The sequence below is a fragment of the Pseudoalteromonas sp. GW168-MNA-CIBAN-0100 genome (assembly GCF_040309225.1).
In the GTDB taxonomy this organism is placed as follows: domain Bacteria; phylum Pseudomonadota; class Gammaproteobacteria; order Enterobacterales; family Alteromonadaceae; genus Pseudoalteromonas; species Pseudoalteromonas arctica.
In genome coordinates this window covers 1-18,450 of the sequence record NZ_JBEOOL010000010.1, presented here as the reverse complement: position 1 = coordinate 18,450, position 18,450 = coordinate 1, and the positions used below count along the sequence as shown (strand labels likewise).

Annotated in this window: 18 protein-coding genes; 13 read left to right on the top strand and 5 right to left on the bottom strand. The window is 39.5% G+C overall.

All coding sequences use genetic code 11. The features are described 5' to 3' along the window. Positions 1-30 precede the first annotated feature (30 nt). Both AAEY62_RS07940 and tal read right to left on the bottom strand, forming a co-directional pair. Positions 31-219, bottom strand: coding sequence for a DUF3545 family protein (locus AAEY62_RS07940; protein WP_007583746.1), 189 nt, complete (start codon positions 217-219; stop codon positions 31-33). A gap of 223 nt (positions 220-442) precedes the next feature. Next, positions 443-1,393 (bottom strand): transaldolase, encoded by a 951-nt coding sequence (gene tal, locus AAEY62_RS07935; protein ID WP_007376481.1) that lies wholly within the window; start codon positions 1,391-1,393, stop codon positions 443-445. Between the two features lie 225 nt (positions 1,394-1,618). Between tal and yaaA the strand changes: the two genes are divergently transcribed. The 3 genes from yaaA to AAEY62_RS07920 all read left to right on the top strand — a co-directional run bounded on the left by yaaA (position 1,619) and on the right by AAEY62_RS07920 (position 4,398). Then, on the top strand, positions 1,619-2,398 hold the full coding sequence (gene yaaA, locus AAEY62_RS07930) for a peroxide stress protein YaaA (RefSeq protein WP_350634775.1): 780 nt from the start codon (positions 1,619-1,621) through the stop codon (positions 2,396-2,398). A 121-nt stretch (positions 2,399-2,519) separates the two neighbouring features. Next, positions 2,520-3,476, top strand: a complete 957-nt coding sequence (locus AAEY62_RS07925; RefSeq protein ID WP_024592853.1) for a mechanosensitive ion channel family protein — start codon at positions 2,520-2,522, stop codon at positions 3,474-3,476. Between the two features lie 238 nt (positions 3,477-3,714). Next, positions 3,715-4,398 carry a hypothetical protein gene (locus AAEY62_RS07920; RefSeq protein ID WP_197237131.1) on the top strand — a complete coding sequence of 228 codons (684 nt, stop codon included), beginning with the start codon at positions 3,715-3,717 and terminating at the stop codon, positions 4,396-4,398. Between the two features lie 93 nt (positions 4,399-4,491). Here AAEY62_RS07920 and AAEY62_RS07915 read toward each other — a convergent pair whose 3' ends face one another. Both AAEY62_RS07915 and srmB read right to left on the bottom strand, forming a co-directional pair. Next, entirely contained in the window at positions 4,492-4,812 is a 321-nt protein-coding gene (locus tag AAEY62_RS07915; RefSeq protein WP_010553266.1) for a BON domain-containing protein, read from the bottom strand. A 273-nt stretch (positions 4,813-5,085) separates the two neighbouring features. Further along, positions 5,086-6,312, bottom strand: coding sequence for an ATP-dependent RNA helicase SrmB (srmB, locus tag AAEY62_RS07910; protein ID WP_007376476.1), 1,227 nt, complete (start codon positions 6,310-6,312; stop codon positions 5,086-5,088). Positions 6,313-6,387: 75 nt separating this feature from the next. On the opposite strand from srmB, the gene AAEY62_RS07905 reads away from it, so the two are divergent. From AAEY62_RS07905 to AAEY62_RS07890, 4 genes are all read left to right on the top strand, one after another. Beyond that, a complete protein-coding gene (locus AAEY62_RS07905) occupies positions 6,388-7,086 on the top strand; it encodes a tRNA1(Val) (adenine(37)-N6)-methyltransferase (protein ID WP_350634774.1) in 699 nt (232 codons plus the stop codon). 156 nt (positions 7,087-7,242) lie between these two features. Next, positions 7,243-9,252 carry an alpha-amylase gene (locus tag AAEY62_RS07900; RefSeq protein ID WP_350634773.1) on the top strand — a complete coding sequence of 670 codons (2,010 nt, stop codon included), beginning with the start codon at positions 7,243-7,245 and terminating at the stop codon, positions 9,250-9,252. Between the two features lie 146 nt (positions 9,253-9,398). Next, positions 9,399-9,845 (top strand): DUF2147 domain-containing protein, encoded by a 447-nt coding sequence (locus AAEY62_RS07895; protein ID WP_024607541.1) that lies wholly within the window; start codon positions 9,399-9,401, stop codon positions 9,843-9,845. A 139-nt stretch (positions 9,846-9,984) separates the two neighbouring features. Next, positions 9,985-10,452 (top strand): YHS domain-containing (seleno)protein, encoded by a 468-nt coding sequence (locus AAEY62_RS07890; RefSeq protein WP_007583762.1) that lies wholly within the window; start codon positions 9,985-9,987, stop codon positions 10,450-10,452. A gap of 344 nt (positions 10,453-10,796) precedes the next feature. Here AAEY62_RS07890 and fldB read toward each other — a convergent pair whose 3' ends face one another. After that, positions 10,797-11,318, bottom strand: coding sequence for a flavodoxin FldB (gene fldB / locus AAEY62_RS07885; protein ID WP_007583764.1), 522 nt, complete (start codon positions 11,316-11,318; stop codon positions 10,797-10,799). A gap of 94 nt (positions 11,319-11,412) precedes the next feature. Between fldB and xerD the strand changes: the two genes are divergently transcribed. From xerD to AAEY62_RS07855, 6 genes are all read left to right on the top strand, one after another. After that, positions 11,413-12,339, top strand: coding sequence for a site-specific tyrosine recombinase XerD (gene xerD / locus AAEY62_RS07880; RefSeq protein ID WP_024590718.1), 927 nt, complete (start codon positions 11,413-11,415; stop codon positions 12,337-12,339). Between the two features lie 63 nt (positions 12,340-12,402). After that, complete coding sequence (gene dsbC, locus AAEY62_RS07875; protein WP_007583768.1) at positions 12,403-13,131, top strand: bifunctional protein-disulfide isomerase/oxidoreductase DsbC; 729 nt, start codon at positions 12,403-12,405, stop codon at positions 13,129-13,131. An 81-nt stretch (positions 13,132-13,212) separates the two neighbouring features. Beyond that, entirely contained in the window at positions 13,213-14,934 is a 1,722-nt protein-coding gene (gene recJ, locus AAEY62_RS07870) for a single-stranded-DNA-specific exonuclease RecJ (protein ID WP_350634772.1), read from the top strand. A 143-nt stretch (positions 14,935-15,077) separates the two neighbouring features. Further along, a protein-coding gene (prfB, locus tag AAEY62_RS07865) for a peptide chain release factor 2 (RefSeq protein WP_096058065.1) occupies positions 15,078-16,176 on the top strand; the annotation gives its coding sequence in 2 pieces (ribosomal slippage) (positions 15,078-15,152 and positions 15,154-16,176; 1,098 coding nt in all). A gap of 26 nt (positions 16,177-16,202) precedes the next feature. Then, positions 16,203-17,738, top strand: a complete 1,536-nt coding sequence (gene lysS, locus AAEY62_RS07860) for a lysine--tRNA ligase (RefSeq protein ID WP_007583775.1) — start codon at positions 16,203-16,205, stop codon at positions 17,736-17,738. Between the two features lie 324 nt (positions 17,739-18,062). Further along, entirely contained in the window at positions 18,063-18,245 is a 183-nt protein-coding gene (locus AAEY62_RS07855) for a hypothetical protein (RefSeq protein WP_010553261.1), read from the top strand. Positions 18,246-18,450: the final 205 nt, after the last annotated feature.

Genomic DNA, 18,450 nt, shown 5'->3' with positions numbered 1-18,450 from the left:
AGCCTTTTTGTTTAGTTGGGGCGTATTGAATTAAAAGTCGAGCTCTTCAATTGCAATACTGTCTGTAAAGTAGTCTAGTTCTTGTAGTTCTTTACGTAGGCGCTGTTTGTCTTTTATTGCTTCTATTTCACGCCATTTTCTTTTTTTATTTTTCTGAGAGGTTTTCCTTGTTGTATCTGGTCCTTCTAATATCTCTAATATATCGTTTAGGCTATCCATGAACTTCTCCTATTGATTTTATTGACCTCAAGAATACCTATACCACAGGCCTAGTTAAAATAGAATAAAAAAGTGACAGTTATGTTACATAAGTGTGATTAATTGATGAAGGTTTATACGAAGATTATATGAAGTCGATATGAAGATTATATAGAGGGGTAGCGTATTTTAGGCATAAAAAAACGCCGCTATTGCGACGTCTTTAAAACACGATTATAGCAAATTACATTGCTTTAAAGCGCGCCTCTAGTTGTTCTTGTGCATCAGCAAAAGAGCGAATACCTTCAGCTAGTTTTTCAGTAGCCATAGCATCTTGGTTATGTAACCAACGGAACTGTGCTTCTGTTAATGGCTCTGGTTTTGGCTCTTGTGGAACATCGCTTTCAAGCAAATATTCTTGTGCGCCTTCAAGGTTACCTAAATCTTCTAAAAGATTAGGGCTAATAGTTAGCTTGTCACAACCAGTAAGGGCAATAATTTCGCCTGTGTTACGGAAACTTGCACCCATCACAACTGTTTTGTAGTCATGGCGTTTGTAAAATTCAAAAATGCTGCGTACAGACTGAACACCTGGATCTTGTAGCGGATCGGTTGGTTTTTCCATACCGTTAGCAACGTGCCAATCTAAAATACGGCCAACAAATGGCGAAATTAGAAATACGTTTGCATCGGCACACGCGCGGGCTTGGGCATCGCTAAATAATAAAGTAAGGTTACATTTAGTCCCTTCTTTTTCTAGCTGCTCAGCGGCTTTAATACCTTCCCATGTAGACGCTACTTTAATTAAAATTTTGTCTTTGCTTACACCTTCTTTTTCGTAAAGGCTAAGTAGGGTATGTGCTTTATCAATCGTAGCTTGCGTATTAAACGAAAGGCGTGCATCTACTTCAGTAGAAATATAACCAGGTACAATAGCGCTAATTTCTTTACCAAGTAATACGGCAAAGTAATCACATGCTAATTCAAGTTGTTTAGCCGGCTCTTGCTCGGTTTCTTTTGCATAGCTCCAAGCTTTATCTAGGTAAGGCTTATATGCTTCAATCTCGCTCGCTTTTAATAAAAGCGACGGGTTTGTAGTTGCATCTTCTGGTTGATGCTTTTTAATAGCTTCAATATCACCAGTGTCGGCTACGATAGATGAATGTTGTTTTAGCCTTTGTAGAGCTGAAGTCATTTGCTTTCCTCATTCCAAGCAAGTTAAAAGAAAAATCTAATCACTCTTAATATATACAATCCATACTGCAACAGTGTGACAATGCTTGATAGGTCTTATGTCCTGATCAATAAAAAAACGGTAATGCATGGGTTATTAAGAGAGGATTTATTTAAACAAAACGTGCTTTTCGTTTCATTTAATGTTGAAATTGACACTAAATAAATTACAAGTCAATAGCTAACTATGATCACTGTTATTTCACCTGCAAAAAATCTTGATTACGAAACGCCACCCGCAACAGACAAGTTCACTCAGCCTGAATTACTAGAGCACAGCGAAGAGCTCATGAAAGTATGCCGTGAACTAACACCAGCGCAAATTGGCAGTTTAATGAAAATTAGCGACAAGCTATCTGGGCTTAACGCAGCACGCTTTAGTGAGTGGTCTCAGCCGTTTACACAAAGTAATGCTAAACAAGCCGCACTTGCCTTTAATGGTGATGTATATGGCGGTTTAGATGCAAGTACGCTTAAAGCTAGCGAGCTTGATTACGCACAAAACCATTTACGTATACTTTCAGGTTTATACGGCTTATTAAAACCACTTGATTTAATGCAAGCTTACCGTCTTGAAATGGGCACCAAGCTTGAAAACTCGCGTGGCAAAAACTTATACGAGTTTTGGGGCAGCGTAATAGCGAATAAATTAAACGACGTATTAAAAGCGCAAGACGCACAATATTTAGTTAACCTTGCTTCAAATGAATATTTTAAAGCGGTAGATAAAAAAGCATTAAATGCACAAATTATTACCCCTCACTTTAAAGATTGTAAAAACGGTCAATATAAAGTAATCAGCTTTTATGCTAAAAAAGCACGCGGCATGATGGCGCGCTACATTATCGAAAATAAAGTAACGCAGTTAAGCCAACTTAAAGAGTTTACGGTAGCAGGTTATTACTTTAGCCCAGAGGCAACAGTTAAAGAGCTTGAGCCGGTATTTATGCGCGACGAACAAAATTAGGTTTATAAGCTTAAATAAAAAATTTAAAAGCCATGCATTGCATGGCTTTTTTGATGTTGGCGTTATATTTGCAATCTCATCTAATATTAATGAGAACACTAATTAAATAGGTGCAAATAAAATGATCAGCATTCCGTCAATTGACGAAGCCGAAAAACTAATAGAAGAAAAGCTCGGAGGGTGGTTTGATGTTGTAATAAGTCATATCCCTAATTTTATAGTTGCGATACTGATCGCAATTGTGTTTTCAATATTGGCACGCTTTGCTGGCAAGCTGATGAAAAACGTATTACGCCGCTCACTCGACTCAAAACAAATTGCCGACTTAATGGCGTCAATTTTTAAAGTTATTGTGTTGTGCATAGGTTTATTTATAGCGCTCGATTTTGTTGGCTTAAAAGGCACCGTTACTTCGCTACTTGCTGGTGCGGGTATTGTGGGTTTAGCCATTGGTTTTGCGTTTCAAGACATGACCGAAAACCTAATTGCAGGTATAGCAATGGGTGTACGTAAGCCATTTAAAACAGGGGATGTAATAGAAACGGATGATGTGTTTGGTTCGATACATTCTATAAACCTACGTAACACGCTAATAGAGAGCTTTTACGGGCAACTAATACTTGTACCAAACAAAGTCTTATTTAGAAATGTACTAAAAAATTACACCACGCTAGGTATAAGACGTATAGAAGTACCTGTAGGTATTTCGTACGGCGATGACATAGAAAAAGCAAAAGACGTTATAGTCGAAAAAATTAACGAATTTGACTTTGTAATACGCAAAGACGAAACCGCCGTATACGCTGAAGGCTTTGGTGACAGCAGCATCAACTTACTGGTGTGGTTTTGGATTAAATACCCAGGCGAGCCTGACTTTATGACGGTACGCCATAAAGGTATAGTTGCCGTTAAGCAAGCACTAGACGAGGCGGACATTAGCATTCCATTCCCAATTCGCACTTTAGATTTTGGTATTAAAGGGGGCGAAAAACTCGATGCCATGATTAGCGATAAAATAAGCCAGCAGTCATCAAATAAAGACAGTAGCGACGGTGCTGACTCTAGCCAAAGTGAGTGATTTAGTTAAAGCTCATTAGGTAAAAGGATTGGGAAATAGTTACTTACCAACAGCGCATTTTTACAGAGTAAAAATGCGCTTTTTAATTAGTTCAAGTCACTTTTCTTTATTCATTAATTATTTTCTCCAGCAGATTTTGTAACGTATTTTTTATAAGGTAAGTTTCCCTTTTATCTATTTATTATGCAATTATTGGTTATACAAGGTGTATTTTTTTAGATATTAGGGTTACAAACAAATGAAGTTAAAGATTAAATGGTTTACAAAAATAATTTTATTTTCAAGCCTAGTTATTAGCTTTATTTCAGTAGGTAACGAATATAATGCTAAATATGATGTGAGTTATAAATTAAATATAGATAACAATATCGCTGAAATACTTTTTCTCGATAAAAACAAAAACCTTACCTCTACATTAATCTTACCAAATAAAGCGGCATATATTGAAAAAGAGAAGTTACGAGAGTTTTGCAGCTCAGATGATGTTTTATGCCCTAGAAAAAGTTATGAAAGTAACGTTATCACTTGGTCACCTGATAATGAATATTTAGCTGTGTTTGTGGGTAATACAAAAGGGTTTTGGTTTATCCCCAGTAAAGAAATAACAAAAGCCGCATTCAATAAAAATAATGTAGTTAAAGTCGGCGTACATACTAAAAACGATAAAATAAATATTGCTCTATTTCATGGCGCGGCAGGATGGGTTGATAATCATCATTACGTTTTTTCAGCGGGTTTAAGTGGTGACAATTTTGTTTATAAGTTTAACCCAAAAACAAAGGAACTTAAGGGTTTTCCTTTTGAGCTAAATGAAGATTCTACGGTAAGCAGTTTTAAAGAAGTTTTTGTTGAAAGTTTTAATTCACAAAAAAGTAGTTTTAAATTAAGTGATGTTATTCAACAACTAGATAAATTGAAATAACTACAAAAAATAAACATAAAAAAGCGCAGCTTGTGTTGGAGTAACAAGCCGCGCTTATGAATTAGTTATACAAATAAGTTTATGTGGTGCGTATTAAATAACACTAATTTTATTACGAATGATTTTAACCCCATCCATATTTTCTAAAAACTTTTGAGCTAGTGCGCGCTGAAAACCAGTTTGTGCTTCACCGTATAAATCTACTTCACCATTTTTTACCTGCACACGAATATCACTTAACGCTAGGTTAGGATTAGTTCGTAGGGTGTTGGTGATAGCTTGTTGTAAGTTAGGTTGAGTGGCTACACTGCTTACTACGGCCATGTTGGTTGCTGCACTTACCTTTGTAGCGCAAGCTAATAAAAATAAACAACAAAATGATACTAAAGCGATAGTTAACTTGAAGCGGTTCATAACTTAATCCTTACATTACGGTGAATAGTGCAGCCACAATATGGAAATTCCATCGGCTAGGTTATCTTTGTAGTTACAATTTCGGTGCCAATATTAACGCTATGAAATATAAGGGAATTTTATTAAGTGGGAATTCAGGTGGGCAAAAATTACATTTAAATGAGTATGAGTTACATGCTTGGGTTACATATGTAACAGGTACAAACAGCAGAGCCTGCAAGGCTTGCATTAAAAAGCCGACAAAAGTCGGCTTAGTATAAAAAATGTTTTAGGTTACTTTTTCTTTTTAACCTTAGCCTTTTTCTTGGCTTTCATTTTCACTGGATCTTTACGCTTTTTAGCTGGTGGCTTAGCTTCTTTATGCTGTGGCTCAACACCTCTAATTACACGGCGTTTTAATTTTTGTTCAACGTAGCGCTCTACTTTATATAAAATACCAATATCGTGTGCTTCAACTAGCGATATTGCTATCCCTTTTTTACCAGCACGGCCAGTACGACCAATACGGTGTACATATACGTCGGCAGTACGCGGCATATCAAAGTTAATAACGTGGCTGATGTCAGACACGTCAATACCACGTGCAGCTACGTCGGTAGCAACTAATATGCTTGTTTTGCCACTATGGAAGTTTTCCATGGCTTTCATACGTTTGTCTTGTGGCATTTCGCCGCGTAACCACGCTGCTTTTACATCATTAGTTGTAAGTTCACCAATCAATGTTTCTAAGCGTTCGCGAGTTTTAACAAACACAATTGCTTTAGTCACGTCAGGGTTTTTTAGCGTATTAACTAATAACTCAAGTTTGTGATGATAATCGTCGGCTAAATGTACCCATTGGTGAATTTTAGCTTTTTCTTTACGTGACGATTCGGCTTCTAATAGAGCAGGGTCGTTTAATGTTTTTTCAGCAAACCTTTCTACGCTGTCACCTTCAAGTGTTGCTGAGAATAAAAAACATTGGCGACGATTTTTAGCTTCGTCACAAATACGGCTCATTTCTTTTTTGAAACCCATATCTAACATGCGATCTGCTTCATCAATAATAAGCATTTCTACGTGTTCAGCATGAAAGTTTTCGGTTTCAAGGTATTCCATTAATCGACCTGGTGTGGCGATTAAAATATCGTTATTTTTTTCAAAAATTTCTTTATGCGTGCCGTAGTTAATTCCGCCTGTTACTACACCAATTTTTAGGTGTGTGCGTTTAGCTAGCAGTTCACATTGTTCATGAATTTGATAAGCCAGCTCACGAGTCGGGGTCATAACGAGTACGCGCGCAAAACCAGGGTCACGACGTGGGAAATCCAGTAAGTACTGAATAGCCGGAATTAAAAATGCCGCTGTTTTACCTGTACCAGTAGGCGCAGATGCTAAAATATCGCGCCCCTGTAGTGCTTCAGGAATAGCTTGTTGTTGAATGCTGGTTGGCGTCTCGTAGCCCATTTTATTAATGGCATCGAGTAGCTTGTTATCAAGATCAAATTCAGAAAATTGCATAGAGTGTCTAAAATAAGGGACAATTACCCTGATTATACGCGCTATGCTGCGCTTGGTGAATGAAAAGGTGAAAAAATGTCTGGTTTTGTATTTAAACAATTTAAAGTTGAACACGACCACTGTGCAATGAAAGTTTCTACCGATGGCATTTTGCTTGGCGCATGGGCTAATTTAAGCGGTGCAAAGTCATTACTTGATATAGGCACCGGCACCGGCTTACTAGCACTAATGTGTAAGCAGCGCAGTAGTGAGCTTGATATAACTGCGGTAGAAATTGACGAAAGCGCCTATACCCAAGCATTACAAAATGTAGCTAATAGCCCGTGGCCAACAATAAGTATTACGCATCAAACTATTCAAAGCTTTAGTAGTGAAGTTAAATTTGACGTGGTTATCTCTAATCCACCGTATTTTAATCACAGTTTAAAAGGCGATAATGCTGCGCGTAATACCGCACGCCATACCGACGGCCTAAGTTTTGAAGAGTTAATTAATGCGTTTAAACATTTAAGCCATAGAGGTTCTCGCTTTAGCTTAATACTCCCAAGCATTGAAGGCGCATTATTTATTGAGCTTGCTACTCAAAATGGGCTTTATTTAAATACTCACTGCCAAGTAAAAGCCACGCCCAATAAAGATATTAGCCGCAGTTTAATGACATTTAGCTACGTAAAAAGCGATATAGAAACATCAATTCTGTGTATTAGAAACTTAGATAATACCTACACTGCTGATTATATAGCCCTGTGCAAAGCATTTTATTTGAAAATGTAAATTGCCTAGTTATGTAGGTTATCTAGTAATAAAGGATAATTTACCTATTATGCATACGTATTCAGTTTTTATTTAATCAATTACCAATCTAGTGTTAACCACTTGTAAATAACATCGAGTAGTTGTTTTGCTCGCTCAACAATTGGATCACACACTATGAAACTCAATAAAATAATCACCACCGCAGGTTTAAGCCTAGGGTTGCTCTTACCTGGCATTGCGACTGCTACGCCCACCACATTTGTACATTTGTTTGAATGGAATTGGCAAGATGTAGCGCAAGAATGTGAGCAATACCTAGGACCAAAAGGCTACGCTGCAGTACAGGTCTCGCCACCTAATGAGCACATTACAGGAAGCCAATGGTGGGCACGTTATCAGCCAGTAAGTTATGAACTGCAAAGTCGTGGCGGAAACCGTGCACAGTTTATCGATATGGTAAATCGCTGTAGTGCAGCTGGGGTTGATATTTACGTTGATACGCTTATTAACCATATGGCAGCAGGAAGTGGCACAGGCACGGCGGGAAATAGCTTTGGTAATAAAAGCTTTCCTATTTATAGCCCACAAGATTTTCATGAAAGTTGTACCATTAATAACTCTGATTATGGCAACGATCGCTACCGAGTACAAAACTGTGAACTCGTTGGACTTGCCGATTTAGATACCGCTTCAAACTATGTGCAAAATACCATTGCAGCATATATTAACGACTTACAAGCTATTGGCGTAAAAGGCTTTCGGTTTGATGCTTCTAAACATGTTGCAGCAAGCGATATCCAAAGTTTAATGGCCAAAGTAAATGGCTCGCCAGTGGTTTTTCAAGAAGTGATCGATCAAGGTGGGGAGGCTGTTGGTGCCTCTGAATATTTAAGCACAGGTTTAGTAACTGAATTTAAATATAGCACTGAGCTTGGTAACACTTTTAGAAACGGCTCGCTTGCATGGCTGAGTAATTTTGGCGAAGGGTGGGGCTTTATGCCAAGCTCTTCTGCGGTGGTTTTTGTAGACAATCACGACAATCAGCGCGGGCACGGCGGCGCTGGCAATGTTATTACCTTTGAAGATGGCCGCTTATATGACTTAGCCAATGTATTTATGTTGGCTTATCCGTACGGTTATCCAAAAGTAATGTCGAGTTATGATTTTCATGGTGATACAGATGCTGGTGGGCCAAATGTACCGGTACATAATAATGGTAACTTAGAGTGTTTTGCGAGTAATTGGAAGTGTGAGCATCGCTGGTCATATATTGCAGGCGGGGTCGATTTTAGAAATAACACCGCCGACAACTGGGCAGTAACAAATTGGTGGGATAACACAAATAATCAAATTTCATTTGGCCGAGGTAGCTCGGGTCATATGGCTATTAACAAAGAAGACTCAACACTTACTGCAACTGTGCAAACCGATATGGCGTCAGGGCAATACTGTAATGTGCTAAAAGGCGAACTGTCAGCTGATGCTAAAAGTTGTAGTGGTGAGGTTATAACGGTTAATTCCGACGGTACTATTAATCTTAATATTGGCGCTTGGGATGCGATGGCAATTCATAAAAATGCCAAGTTAAATACCAGTTCTGCCTCAAGCACTGAAAGTGACTGGCAGCGAACGGTTATTTTTATTAATGCACAAACACAAAGCGGACAAGATATGTTTATCCGTGGTGGAATTGACCACGCTTATGCAAACGCAAACCTTGGTCGAAATTGCCAAACAAGTAATTTTGAGTGTGCAATGCCTATTCGTCATAACAATTTAAAAAATGTCACAACAAGCCCTTGGAAAGCAAATGATAACTACCTTGATTGGTATGGTATAGAAAATGGGCAAAGTAGCGAAGCAGAAGGTTCTGCTACCGACTGGACAACGAACGTTTGGCCAGCAGGTTGGGGCGCTGAAAAAACGGTAAACACAGATGGTTTTGGTGTGACACCTTTAAATATATGGGGCGAACACTATTGGATGCTTGATGTAGATATGGATTGCAGTAAAGCGGTTAATGGATGGTTTGAACTAAAAGCATTCATTAAAAATGGCCAAGGATGGGAGACTGCCATTGCACAAGACAATGCACCTTATACAAGTACTAATCATATGGCGCAATGCGGAAAAATTAATAAATTTGAGTTTAATAATTCAGGTGTAGTAATTCGTAGTTTTTAAAAGTAAGCAAAAAAGCTCATATGAAAACCTAAACTAATGATTATTAGTTTAGGTTTTTTGCTTTATGTACAGCGCTTTAATAGTGTGTGTTTATAAATCACCTGATATGATTTAGCCATTGGCCACTTAATTTAAAAGGCAACACAATGAAAAAGTTAAATAAATTAGCATTACTTAGCACGTTAGCAGCCACCATTTTTGCAAGCCAAGGTGTGTTTGCTGCTATTACGCCTGTAGGGCTTTGGAAAACAATTGATGAGGATACAAACCAAGCTAAGTCGTATGTACGTATTACCCAAACCAGCGGTGTATTGAGCGGCAAAGTTGAAACCATTCTTAACCCGGCAAAACAAAATGATATATGTAGTAAATGCGATGATGAGTTAAAAGATCAGCCTATTTTAGGAATGACTATAATCACGGGTGTAAAAGCACAAGATGATGGTGTTTGGGGAGACGGTGAAATACTCGATCCAACAAATGGTAAAACCTACACTTTACAACTAACTCCGCAAGATGAAGGTAAAAAGCTCGAAGTACGCGGCTACATTGGCTTTTTTTACCGAAACCAATATTGGCTAAAAGTAGAGTAAGTTTTACTACTTATTTAATCACTGGGCGTTAAATAATTAAGTATTAACTGAAATCATTTTTGCGCTTTGCCTTTCTTACTCACTAAGCCAGCTATATTTAATTGGCATTCAATTTTGAGTAAATAATAAAGGAAAAAAGATGATTAAGTACATAGTTGCTTTAATAATGCTTAGCGCACTGTTAATAAGCGGTGGGGCAAATGCAAAGGATGATGCTGTAAATACGGGTTGGTTTAATAACACGGCTATTAAAGGGTACGACAGCGTTGCTTATTTTACGCAAAATAAAGCCGTTAAAGGCAGCGACAAATACACGTTTAGTTATTTAGGTGCCAACTGGCACTTTTCGAGTGAAGAAAACAAAACGACATTTGCAGAAAACCCAAAACGTTATGCACCGCAATACGGTGGTTGGTGTGCTTATGCAATGGCTGATGAAGGTAACGCTGTAGGTATAGACCCAGAAGCATTTTATATTCACGAAGGTAAGCTTTACTTAAACTATAGCGAAAGCGTGCAGCAAAAATGGTTAAGTAATTTATTACCGTACATTGTTATGGCAGATGGGTACTACCCACAAACAACCAATGTGATGACGTTTCAATAAATTACTCATATTGCTAGGGCGTGTTGACCTTTGTGGATTGAAATTTGTTCAATCTAGGGGCGATTAAATCGCGGCGCGAGGTTTGTAACCTAGTGGGCTAAGTAAAAACCGAGCAACAAAGAGTTGATCGCCCCTAGAAAGAACCCAGAGGGCAGTGCATGTTTGGCATTTATGCTGCGTTATCGCCTATTTATGGGGAATAACCACACTACATAGGCTCTGCCTTGCCTAAAAACCAAACATACTGCTGCAAATTCACCCACCAAAGATCAACACGCCCTAATTAAAAAGCCCGCAACTAAACTAGTTGCGGGCTTTTTGCTTTTTATTTATTAGCTTATTTATTAAAGCGTTTCGCCGTATTCAGTCATTACCTGTTCAACCCATGTTGCAATGCGGTCGTCGCTTAGCTCGTATTGACTGTCTTCGTCGAGCGCGAGTCCTACAAACTGTTTACCATCAGGTGTTAATGCTTTTGAAGCTTCAAACTCGTAACTACTGTCGTTTGGCCAAAAACCAAGTTGAGTAAATGTTTGCGTATTTATTTCGTCGTGTAGCATGCCTAGCGCATCTTGAAACCACTGCCCGTAACCTTGTTGATCGCCCATGCCAAATAAAGCAATGGTTTTACCATTTAGGTTTACGTCGGCTATGTCGTCCCACTTTGACTCCCAGTCTTCTTGTATTTCACCAAAATCCCACGTTGAAATACCAAAGATGATAAAGTCATACTGCTCTGCATTTTTTAGTGGCTCGTCTTTAATATTGTGCAGGGTAACTATATCGGCACCAATAATGTCGCGAATCTTTTCTGCTGCCATTTCGGTGTAGCACGTAGTAGAACCAAAAAATAAACCAATTTGCATCGTATTTATCACTGTGTAATTGCCTGATATGATAGGCTCAAGTTTACCGTAAGGTATTTTTAATTGATACCTTAGCAAAGCATGAGAGCATAATGTGACAACGCTATCTGACGATTCTTTTGAAAATAACAGCAGTATGAGCAGTAATAGCGACTACCTAGAAACCTTTTTAGATAGCCTGTACTTAGAACAAGGCGTAAGCGAAAACACATTAAGTGCTTATCGCAGTGATTTAGATAAGTTTTGCCTATTTTTAAAGGGCGAAAATTTAATGACGGTAACAGGGCTTGATGTAGAGAGTTACTTAGCGCACCGAGTCGATTTAGGCTTAAAACCACGCAGTACTGCACGTAGTATTAGTGCGTTAAAGCGTTTTTATCAGTACTTTGTGCGCGAAAAACTAATTAGCGACACCCCCATGCTAAATATTTCTCAGCCAAAAGCAGGGCAGTCGTTACCTAAAACACTCTCAGAGGCCGAAGTTGAGGCATTATTAAATGCGCCTAATACCGAAGAAGCGATGGGACTGCGCGATAAAGCCATGCTAGAGCTACTTTATGCAACGGGTTTGCGTGTAAGTGAGCTTGTTGGACTGCGCATGGAGCAAATTAATTTGCGCCAAGCAGTGGTGTTTGTAAAAGGTAAAGGTAATAAAGAGCGCTTAGTTCCACTGGGTGAAGAAGCCATGTATTGGCTTGAGCAATTTTTAAAGGGTGGGCGTGCGCAAATGATAAAACATGCCACCGATTTTGTGTTCCCATCTAAACGCGGAGTAGGCATGACGCGACAAACCTTTTGGCATAGAATTAAACACTATGCTATTTTGGCAGCCGTTGAGTCTCCATTATCGCCCCATACTATGCGCCATGCTTTTGCTACGCACTTATTAAATCATGGGGCAGATTTACGTGTGGTACAAATGATGTTGGGCCATAGCGATTTATCAACGACGCAAATTTATACCCATGTTGCCAATGAACGGTTAAAGTCGGTACACGCAGAGCATCACCCGCGTGCGTAAGTTTGAAAGTAAATATCATTAAGCCGGTCAATATATTAAGTATTTTTAGGATAGAGAGAAGTTATGAAAAAATTAATGTTAGCAGGTGCCATGTTGTGCACAAGTATTAGTGCATTTGCAAATGGCGTTGCTGTAACACCAGATGCTAATGATCCTATTATTACTAAATTTGCCGAGCTTGGTGTAACTGTAAAGCAAATTAATCCAAGTCCAGTAACGGGTTTAAAAGAATTGATTACTAATAAGGGCGTGCTTTACGCAAGTCCAGACGGTCAATATTTAATGCAAGGTACGTTAATTGATTTAAATAATCGTAATAACCTAACAGAGCAAGCATTAAATGGCGTGCGTGTTGAAGGTCTTAAAGAATACGAAGAATCGATGATTGTGTACAAAGCGCCAAACGAAAAACACAGCATTACTGTATTTACCGACATTAGCTGTGGTTACTGTCGTAAATTACACCGCGAGTTAGACGATTTACTTGATGCGGGTATTACCGTTAAGTACTTAGCGTTTCCACGTGGTGGCTTACAAGGTTCAGGTTACGCAGATTTAATGAATGTATGGTGTGCACGCGATCAGCAAGAAGCACTAACAGAAGCTAAATCGGGCACAAGCACTAAAGTAGTTGCAGGCTGTAGCGCACCGGTTGCAGAGCATTACCAATTAGGTCAAAGCTTTGGTATTAGCGGCACACCCGCTATTATTTTAGAAGATGGTACAATGATCCCTGGTTACCAGCCAGCAGCAGCACTAAAAGCAGCATTAGAAGCTAACAAAGCGTCGTAATTAAACGCTTAGTTATTATTAAAAAGGCCTTAATGGCCTTTTTTTGTCTTTTTAATACGACTCAATAAGTTAAAACCCTGCATGAAAAAACTAATCATTGCGCGTGAAAACGTTGACGACTCGCATCTGCCGAGTAATTTACACCCTGTAATTAAACAAATTTATGCTAACCGCAATGTATTCAATGCCGAAGAGCTAAATAACAGCGTAGCTACGCTTCACGACTTCAAATTGTTTAAAGACATCGACAAAGCCAGCGACTTATTAATTGAAGCATTAAAAGCGCAAAGCCAAATATTAATAGTTGGCGACTTTGATGCCGATGGCGCAACAAGCACTGCAACATTAATGCAAGGCCTTGAGATGTTTGGCTTTAAGCATTTAGATTACTTAATTCCTGACAGGTTTAGCTTAGGATATGGCTTAAGCCCCGCGCTTGCTGAGCAAATAGTACAAATAAAACCTGATTTAGTGATCACCGTAGATAACGGCATATCGTGTATTGCCGGTATTGATATTTTAAAAGCGGTTGGCATAAAAGTGCTGGTAACAGATCACCATTTACAAGGTGAGCAGCTGCCAAATGCAGATGCAATCGTAAATCCAAATAGGCACGAATGTGATTTTCCGTCTAAATCTATTGCAGGCGTTGGCGTTGCTTTTTACTTATTAATAGCGCTGAGAAGCGTAATGCGAGATTTGGGTTATTTTGAGCAACAACCACCGCCTAATTTAGCTAACTTGCTCGACATTGTAGCGCTTGGCACGGTTGCCGATGTAGTGGCACTTGATGCAAATAACCGTACCTTAGTACACCAAGGTTTAGCACGTATTCGCAGTGGTAAAACACGCCCAGGCATTACCGCGCTTATTGAAGTGGCTAACCGCAATGCTGCGCGCTTAAGCGCAAGCGACTTTGGCTTTTCACTTGCGCCGCGTTTAAATGCAGCAGGGCGATTAGACGACATGAGTTTGGGTATAGCGTGCTTGCTCAGCACCGATATAAACCAAGCGCGTAGTATAGCCGGCGAGCTCGACAGCTTAAACTTTGCAAGGCGCGAAATAGAACAAGGCATGCAAGCCGAAGCGCAAGCCGTGCTTGATAGACTCGCATTTAGCGACGATAACATCCCTGATGCTATTTGTTTGTTTCAAGACGATTGGCATCAAGGTGTTATTGGGATTTTGGCTGGTCGCTTAAAAGAAAAATACCACCGTCCAACCGTTATATTTGCTGGTGGCGAAAACGGTGAGATTAAAGGCTCGTGCCGCTCTATTGAAGGGCTGCACATGCGCGATTTACTCGAAGGGCTTAATACAGCCGACCCACACTTAATTAATAAATTTGGTGGCCACGCAATGGCTGCTGGTTTAAGTATTAACGAGCAGCACTTTAACAACTTTAAAAAAGCGTTTGATGCCGCTGTTAGCGCGCAACTGAGTGAAGAAAGTAAACGCTGTATTGTGTTTACTGACGGCGAGCTGCCAAACGACTGCTTTACAATGGAGTTTGCCCAGCTATTAAAGCAATCGGGCCCGTGGGGTCAGCAATTTCCTGAGCCGGTGTTTGAGCATACCTTTGAAGTAATACAGCAGCGCATAGTAGGCGAAAAGCATTTAAAGCTCGTGTTAAAGCACCAATCTGGTCGTTTAGTTGATGCCATTGCTTTTGGTATTGATGTAAAAGAATGGCCAGATACTGAGGCGAAGTTTGTAAAAGTAGCGTACCAGCTCGATATAAATGAGTTTAGAGGTAAATTTACGCTGCAATTAATAGTTAGAGAGCTTGAAAAAGTACACTAAAAAATATGTAATATCATGCATAAAATGCTAATAAAGCGCGCGGTTTTTTGTTAAAATCGGGCGTTTTTATCATTTGACGATAATTTATTGCGAAAATCCCATTTAAAGGGGCGCAATTACCTAGCCATTTTGGAGTGATGTACATGTTTGAAGTGAATCCTGTGATTAATCAAATCAAGGAAATTCGCGAACGTACTGAATTGCTTCGGGGGTACCTTTGACTACGCTCTTAAACAAGAACGCTTAGAAGAAGTTAACGCCGAGCTTGAAGATTCAGCCGTGTGGAATGAGCCTGAACGCGCACAAGCGCTTGGCCGTGAAAAGTCAGCATTAGAAGCTGTTGTTGAAACAATCGACAACCTTGTAGCCGGTACTGATGATGTTGAAGGCTTACTTGAGCTTGCTGTAGAAGCTGAAGATCAAGATACCTTTGACGAAGCGCAAAGCGAATTAACTGATCTAAACGAGCAGTTAGAAGGTTTAGAGTTTCGTCGTATGTTTTCAGGTCCTCATGACTCAAACGATGCGTACCTTGATTTACAATCAGGTTCTGGCGGTACTGAAGCACAAGACTGGTGTAATATTCTACTTCGTATGTATTTACGTTGGGGCGAGGCTAAAGGCTTTAAAGTTGAGCTAGTTGAAGCGACCGACGGTGATGTTGCTGGTATTAAAGGCGCAACTGTCCGCTTTGTTGGCGAATACGCTTACGGTTGGTTACGCACAGAAACTGGCGTACATCGCTTAGTACGTAAAAGCCCATTTGACTCTAGTGGTCGTCGTCATACTTCATTTGCTTCTGCGTTTGTATACCCAGAAGTTGACGATAATATTGAAATTGATATGAATCCGTCAGACCTGCGTATAGACGTTTACCGTGCATCGGGCGCGGGTGGTCAGCACGTTAACACCACCGAATCGGCGGTTCGTATCACTCACGTACCAACAAATACCGTAGTGCAGTGTCAAAACGAGCGTTCACAGCATAAAAATAAAGCCCAAGCGATGAAGCAATTAAAAGCTAAATTATTTGAGCTTGAGCTACAGCAGCAAAATGCTGAAAAACAAACGCAAGAAGACGCTAAATCTGATATAGGTTGGGGTAGCCAAATACGTTCATACGTACTTGATGACGCACGTATTAAAGATTTACGTACAGGCGTTGAAAACCGCAATACCCAATCGGTACTTGACGGTAACTTAGATAAATTTATTGAAGCCAGCCTTAAATCTGGCCTATAACCACCAAGCTAATAAAGAGCTAAAAAATGACTGATAAAATCCAAGACGAAAACAAGTTAATCGCTGAGCGTCGCGGCAAGTTAGACGCTATACGCGAAAATTGCCCAGCCAACGGTCATCCAAACCAATTCCGTCGTGAGCATTACACGGCTGATTTGCAAGCCCAGTTTGGTGATAAGAGCAAAGAAGAATTAGTAGAGATGCAAGAAGTTGTGTCTATCGCTGGCCGTATTTTAGCAAAACGTGGACCGTTTTTTGTAATTCAAGACATGAAAGGTCGCGTACAAGCGTATGCATCTAAAGATGTTCAAAAAGATCTTAAAGAAAAATATGGTCAACTAGACACTGGCGATATTATTGGTGTTAAAGGCGCATTAAATAAATCAGGTAAAGGCGATTTATACGTAGAAATGACTGAGTACCAACTATTAACTAAGTCACTTCGTCCGTTACCAGAAAAATTCCATGGCTTATCAGATCAAGAAACAAAGTACCGCCAACGTTACGTTGATTTAATTACTAACGAAGCAACGCGCGAAACATTCCGCATTCGTTCACAAGTAGTTGAAGGCATTCGTCGCTTTTTAGCAGACCGTGACTTTATGGAAGTAGAAACACCAATGCTACAGGTTATACCTGGCGGTGCATCTGCGCGTCCGTTTGTAACTCACCATAACGCGCTTGATATCGATATGTACTTGCGTATAGCGCCTGAGCTTTACTTAAAGCGCTTAGTGGTAGGTGGTTTTGACCGTGTATTCGAAATTAACCGTAACTTCCGTAACGAAGGGTTATCTACGCGTCACAATCCAGAATTCACAATGATTGAATTTTACCAAGCATACGCTGATTACATCGACCTGATGAACATCACCGAAGACATGCTTCGTACGGTTGCAGAAAACGTACTAGGTAGTGCAGTTGTAGTTAATACAACTAAAGACGAAAACGGCGAAGTAATTGACTCAGTTGAATACGACTTTGGCCAACCGTTTACACGTTTAAGCATGAGCGATGCAATATTAAAATATAACCCTGAGTTTGATGCTGCGGTATTTAACGACCCAGAAAACCACTTTGACGAATTAAAAGCGTACGCTAAACAAGTGCACGTTAAAATTCCTGAAAATTGTGTTTGGGGCCCAGGTAAGTTCTTGTGTGAAATATTTGAAGAAACAGCAGAGCACATGCTTATTCAACCTACGTTTATTACTGGCTACCCGTGGGAAGTATCTCCACTTGCGCGCCGTAACGACGAAAATGCATTTGTTACAGACCGTTTTGAATTTTTTGTTGGCGGTCGTGAACTTGCAAATGGCTTCTCTGAGCTTAACGATGCACAAGACCAAGCTGAGCGCTTTACTCGCCAAGTTGAAGAGAAAGACGCAGGCGATGATGAAGCAATGCATTACGATGAAGACTACATACGCGCACTTGAGTACGGCTTACCGCCAACTGCAGGTGAAGGTATTGGTATTGACCGTTTAGTAATGTTGTTTACTGACTCATCAACAATTAAAGACGTTATTTTGTTCCCGCATATGCGTCCACAAGCTGACTAAGCTTTGGGTGGAACAAAGTAAGTTAATAAACGCCGCTTAATAGCGGCGTTTTTTTTGCTTTGCATTAGTATTTTAATTAATAAGTACTACACTAAAAATTAAATGTAGTTATTAGTGCTGGTTAATGTGCAATTCAGCTTCGCTAATTTATTGTTATTGGCAGTTTTTAATATTAAAACTAACAGTGCTATAACTTTTTAGTATGATTGTTTTTTAAACATATGTTGTATTTATGTAAAGGTTTTAGCTAGAATACGCACGAAATTTACACTGCTTGGTATTTAGCAGCTAAATATAGATTCTTAAAGGACTTAGAATAATAGTATGAAAGACAAACGAGTAGATGATTTATCAGAAGAATGCACATCAGAGCAAGAAAGAAATGCTTACTACCGTGCTTGTATTGCTGAATTCCAACAATTAGGTTACCAAGAACAGTATTTGGCTCAGTTAACTGATGACTTAGTTCCTGTGCTAGGTGTTAATCCTTCAAATAAAAATACGTAACCCGCTTAAATTTCAAACTAATTACACTTTTAAACCAAGCATATGTGCAATCTATAACCATATAGTCGTTTTTGGTAGAAAAGTGTTTGACATATTTTCTGAAATCTTTATTATACGCCCCACAAGACGGAGAGGTGTCCGAGTGGCCGAAGGAGCTCCCCTGCTAAGGGAGTATAGAGTTTGTAGCTCTATCGAGGGTTCGAAT

What these genes read in the sequence shown, in the direction of transcription:
- AAEY62_RS07915 (WP_010553266.1), bottom strand. Translation starts at nt 4,812, where the DNA reads ATGAACCGCTTCAAGTTAACTATCGCTTTAGTATCATTTTGTTGTTTA.
- AAEY62_RS07920 (WP_197237131.1), top strand. Translation starts at nt 3,715, where the DNA reads ATGAAGTTAAAGATTAAATGGTTTACAAAAATAATTTTATTTTCAAGC.
- dsbC (WP_007583768.1), top strand. Translation starts at nt 12,403, where the DNA reads ATGAAAAAATTAATGTTAGCAGGTGCCATGTTGTGCACAAGTATTAGT.
- AAEY62_RS07940 (WP_007583746.1), bottom strand. Translation starts at nt 219, where the DNA reads ATGGATAGCCTAAACGATATATTAGAGATATTAGAAGGACCAGATACA.
- AAEY62_RS07890 (WP_007583762.1), top strand. Translation starts at nt 9,985, where the DNA reads ATGATTAAGTACATAGTTGCTTTAATAATGCTTAGCGCACTGTTAATA.
- yaaA (WP_350634775.1), top strand. Translation starts at nt 1,619, where the DNA reads ATGATCACTGTTATTTCACCTGCAAAAAATCTTGATTACGAAACGCCA.
- lysS (WP_007583775.1), top strand. Translation starts at nt 16,203, where the DNA reads ATGACTGATAAAATCCAAGACGAAAACAAGTTAATCGCTGAGCGTCGC.
- AAEY62_RS07895 (WP_024607541.1), top strand. Translation starts at nt 9,399, where the DNA reads ATGAAAAAGTTAAATAAATTAGCATTACTTAGCACGTTAGCAGCCACC.
- recJ (WP_350634772.1), top strand. Translation starts at nt 13,213, where the DNA reads ATGAAAAAACTAATCATTGCGCGTGAAAACGTTGACGACTCGCATCTG.
- AAEY62_RS07925 (WP_024592853.1), top strand. Translation starts at nt 2,520, where the DNA reads ATGATCAGCATTCCGTCAATTGACGAAGCCGAAAAACTAATAGAAGAA.
- AAEY62_RS07900 (WP_350634773.1), top strand. Translation starts at nt 7,243, where the DNA reads ATGAAACTCAATAAAATAATCACCACCGCAGGTTTAAGCCTAGGGTTG.
- AAEY62_RS07905 (WP_350634774.1), top strand. Translation starts at nt 6,388, where the DNA reads ATGTCTGGTTTTGTATTTAAACAATTTAAAGTTGAACACGACCACTGT.
- fldB (WP_007583764.1), bottom strand. Translation starts at nt 11,318, where the DNA reads ATGCAAATTGGTTTATTTTTTGGTTCTACTACGTGCTACACCGAAATG.
- srmB (WP_007376476.1), bottom strand. Translation starts at nt 6,312, where the DNA reads ATGCAATTTTCTGAATTTGATCTTGATAACAAGCTACTCGATGCCATT.
- AAEY62_RS07855 (WP_010553261.1), top strand. Translation starts at nt 18,063, where the DNA reads ATGAAAGACAAACGAGTAGATGATTTATCAGAAGAATGCACATCAGAG.
- tal (WP_007376481.1), bottom strand. Translation starts at nt 1,393, where the DNA reads ATGACTTCAGCTCTACAAAGGCTAAAACAACATTCATCTATCGTAGCC.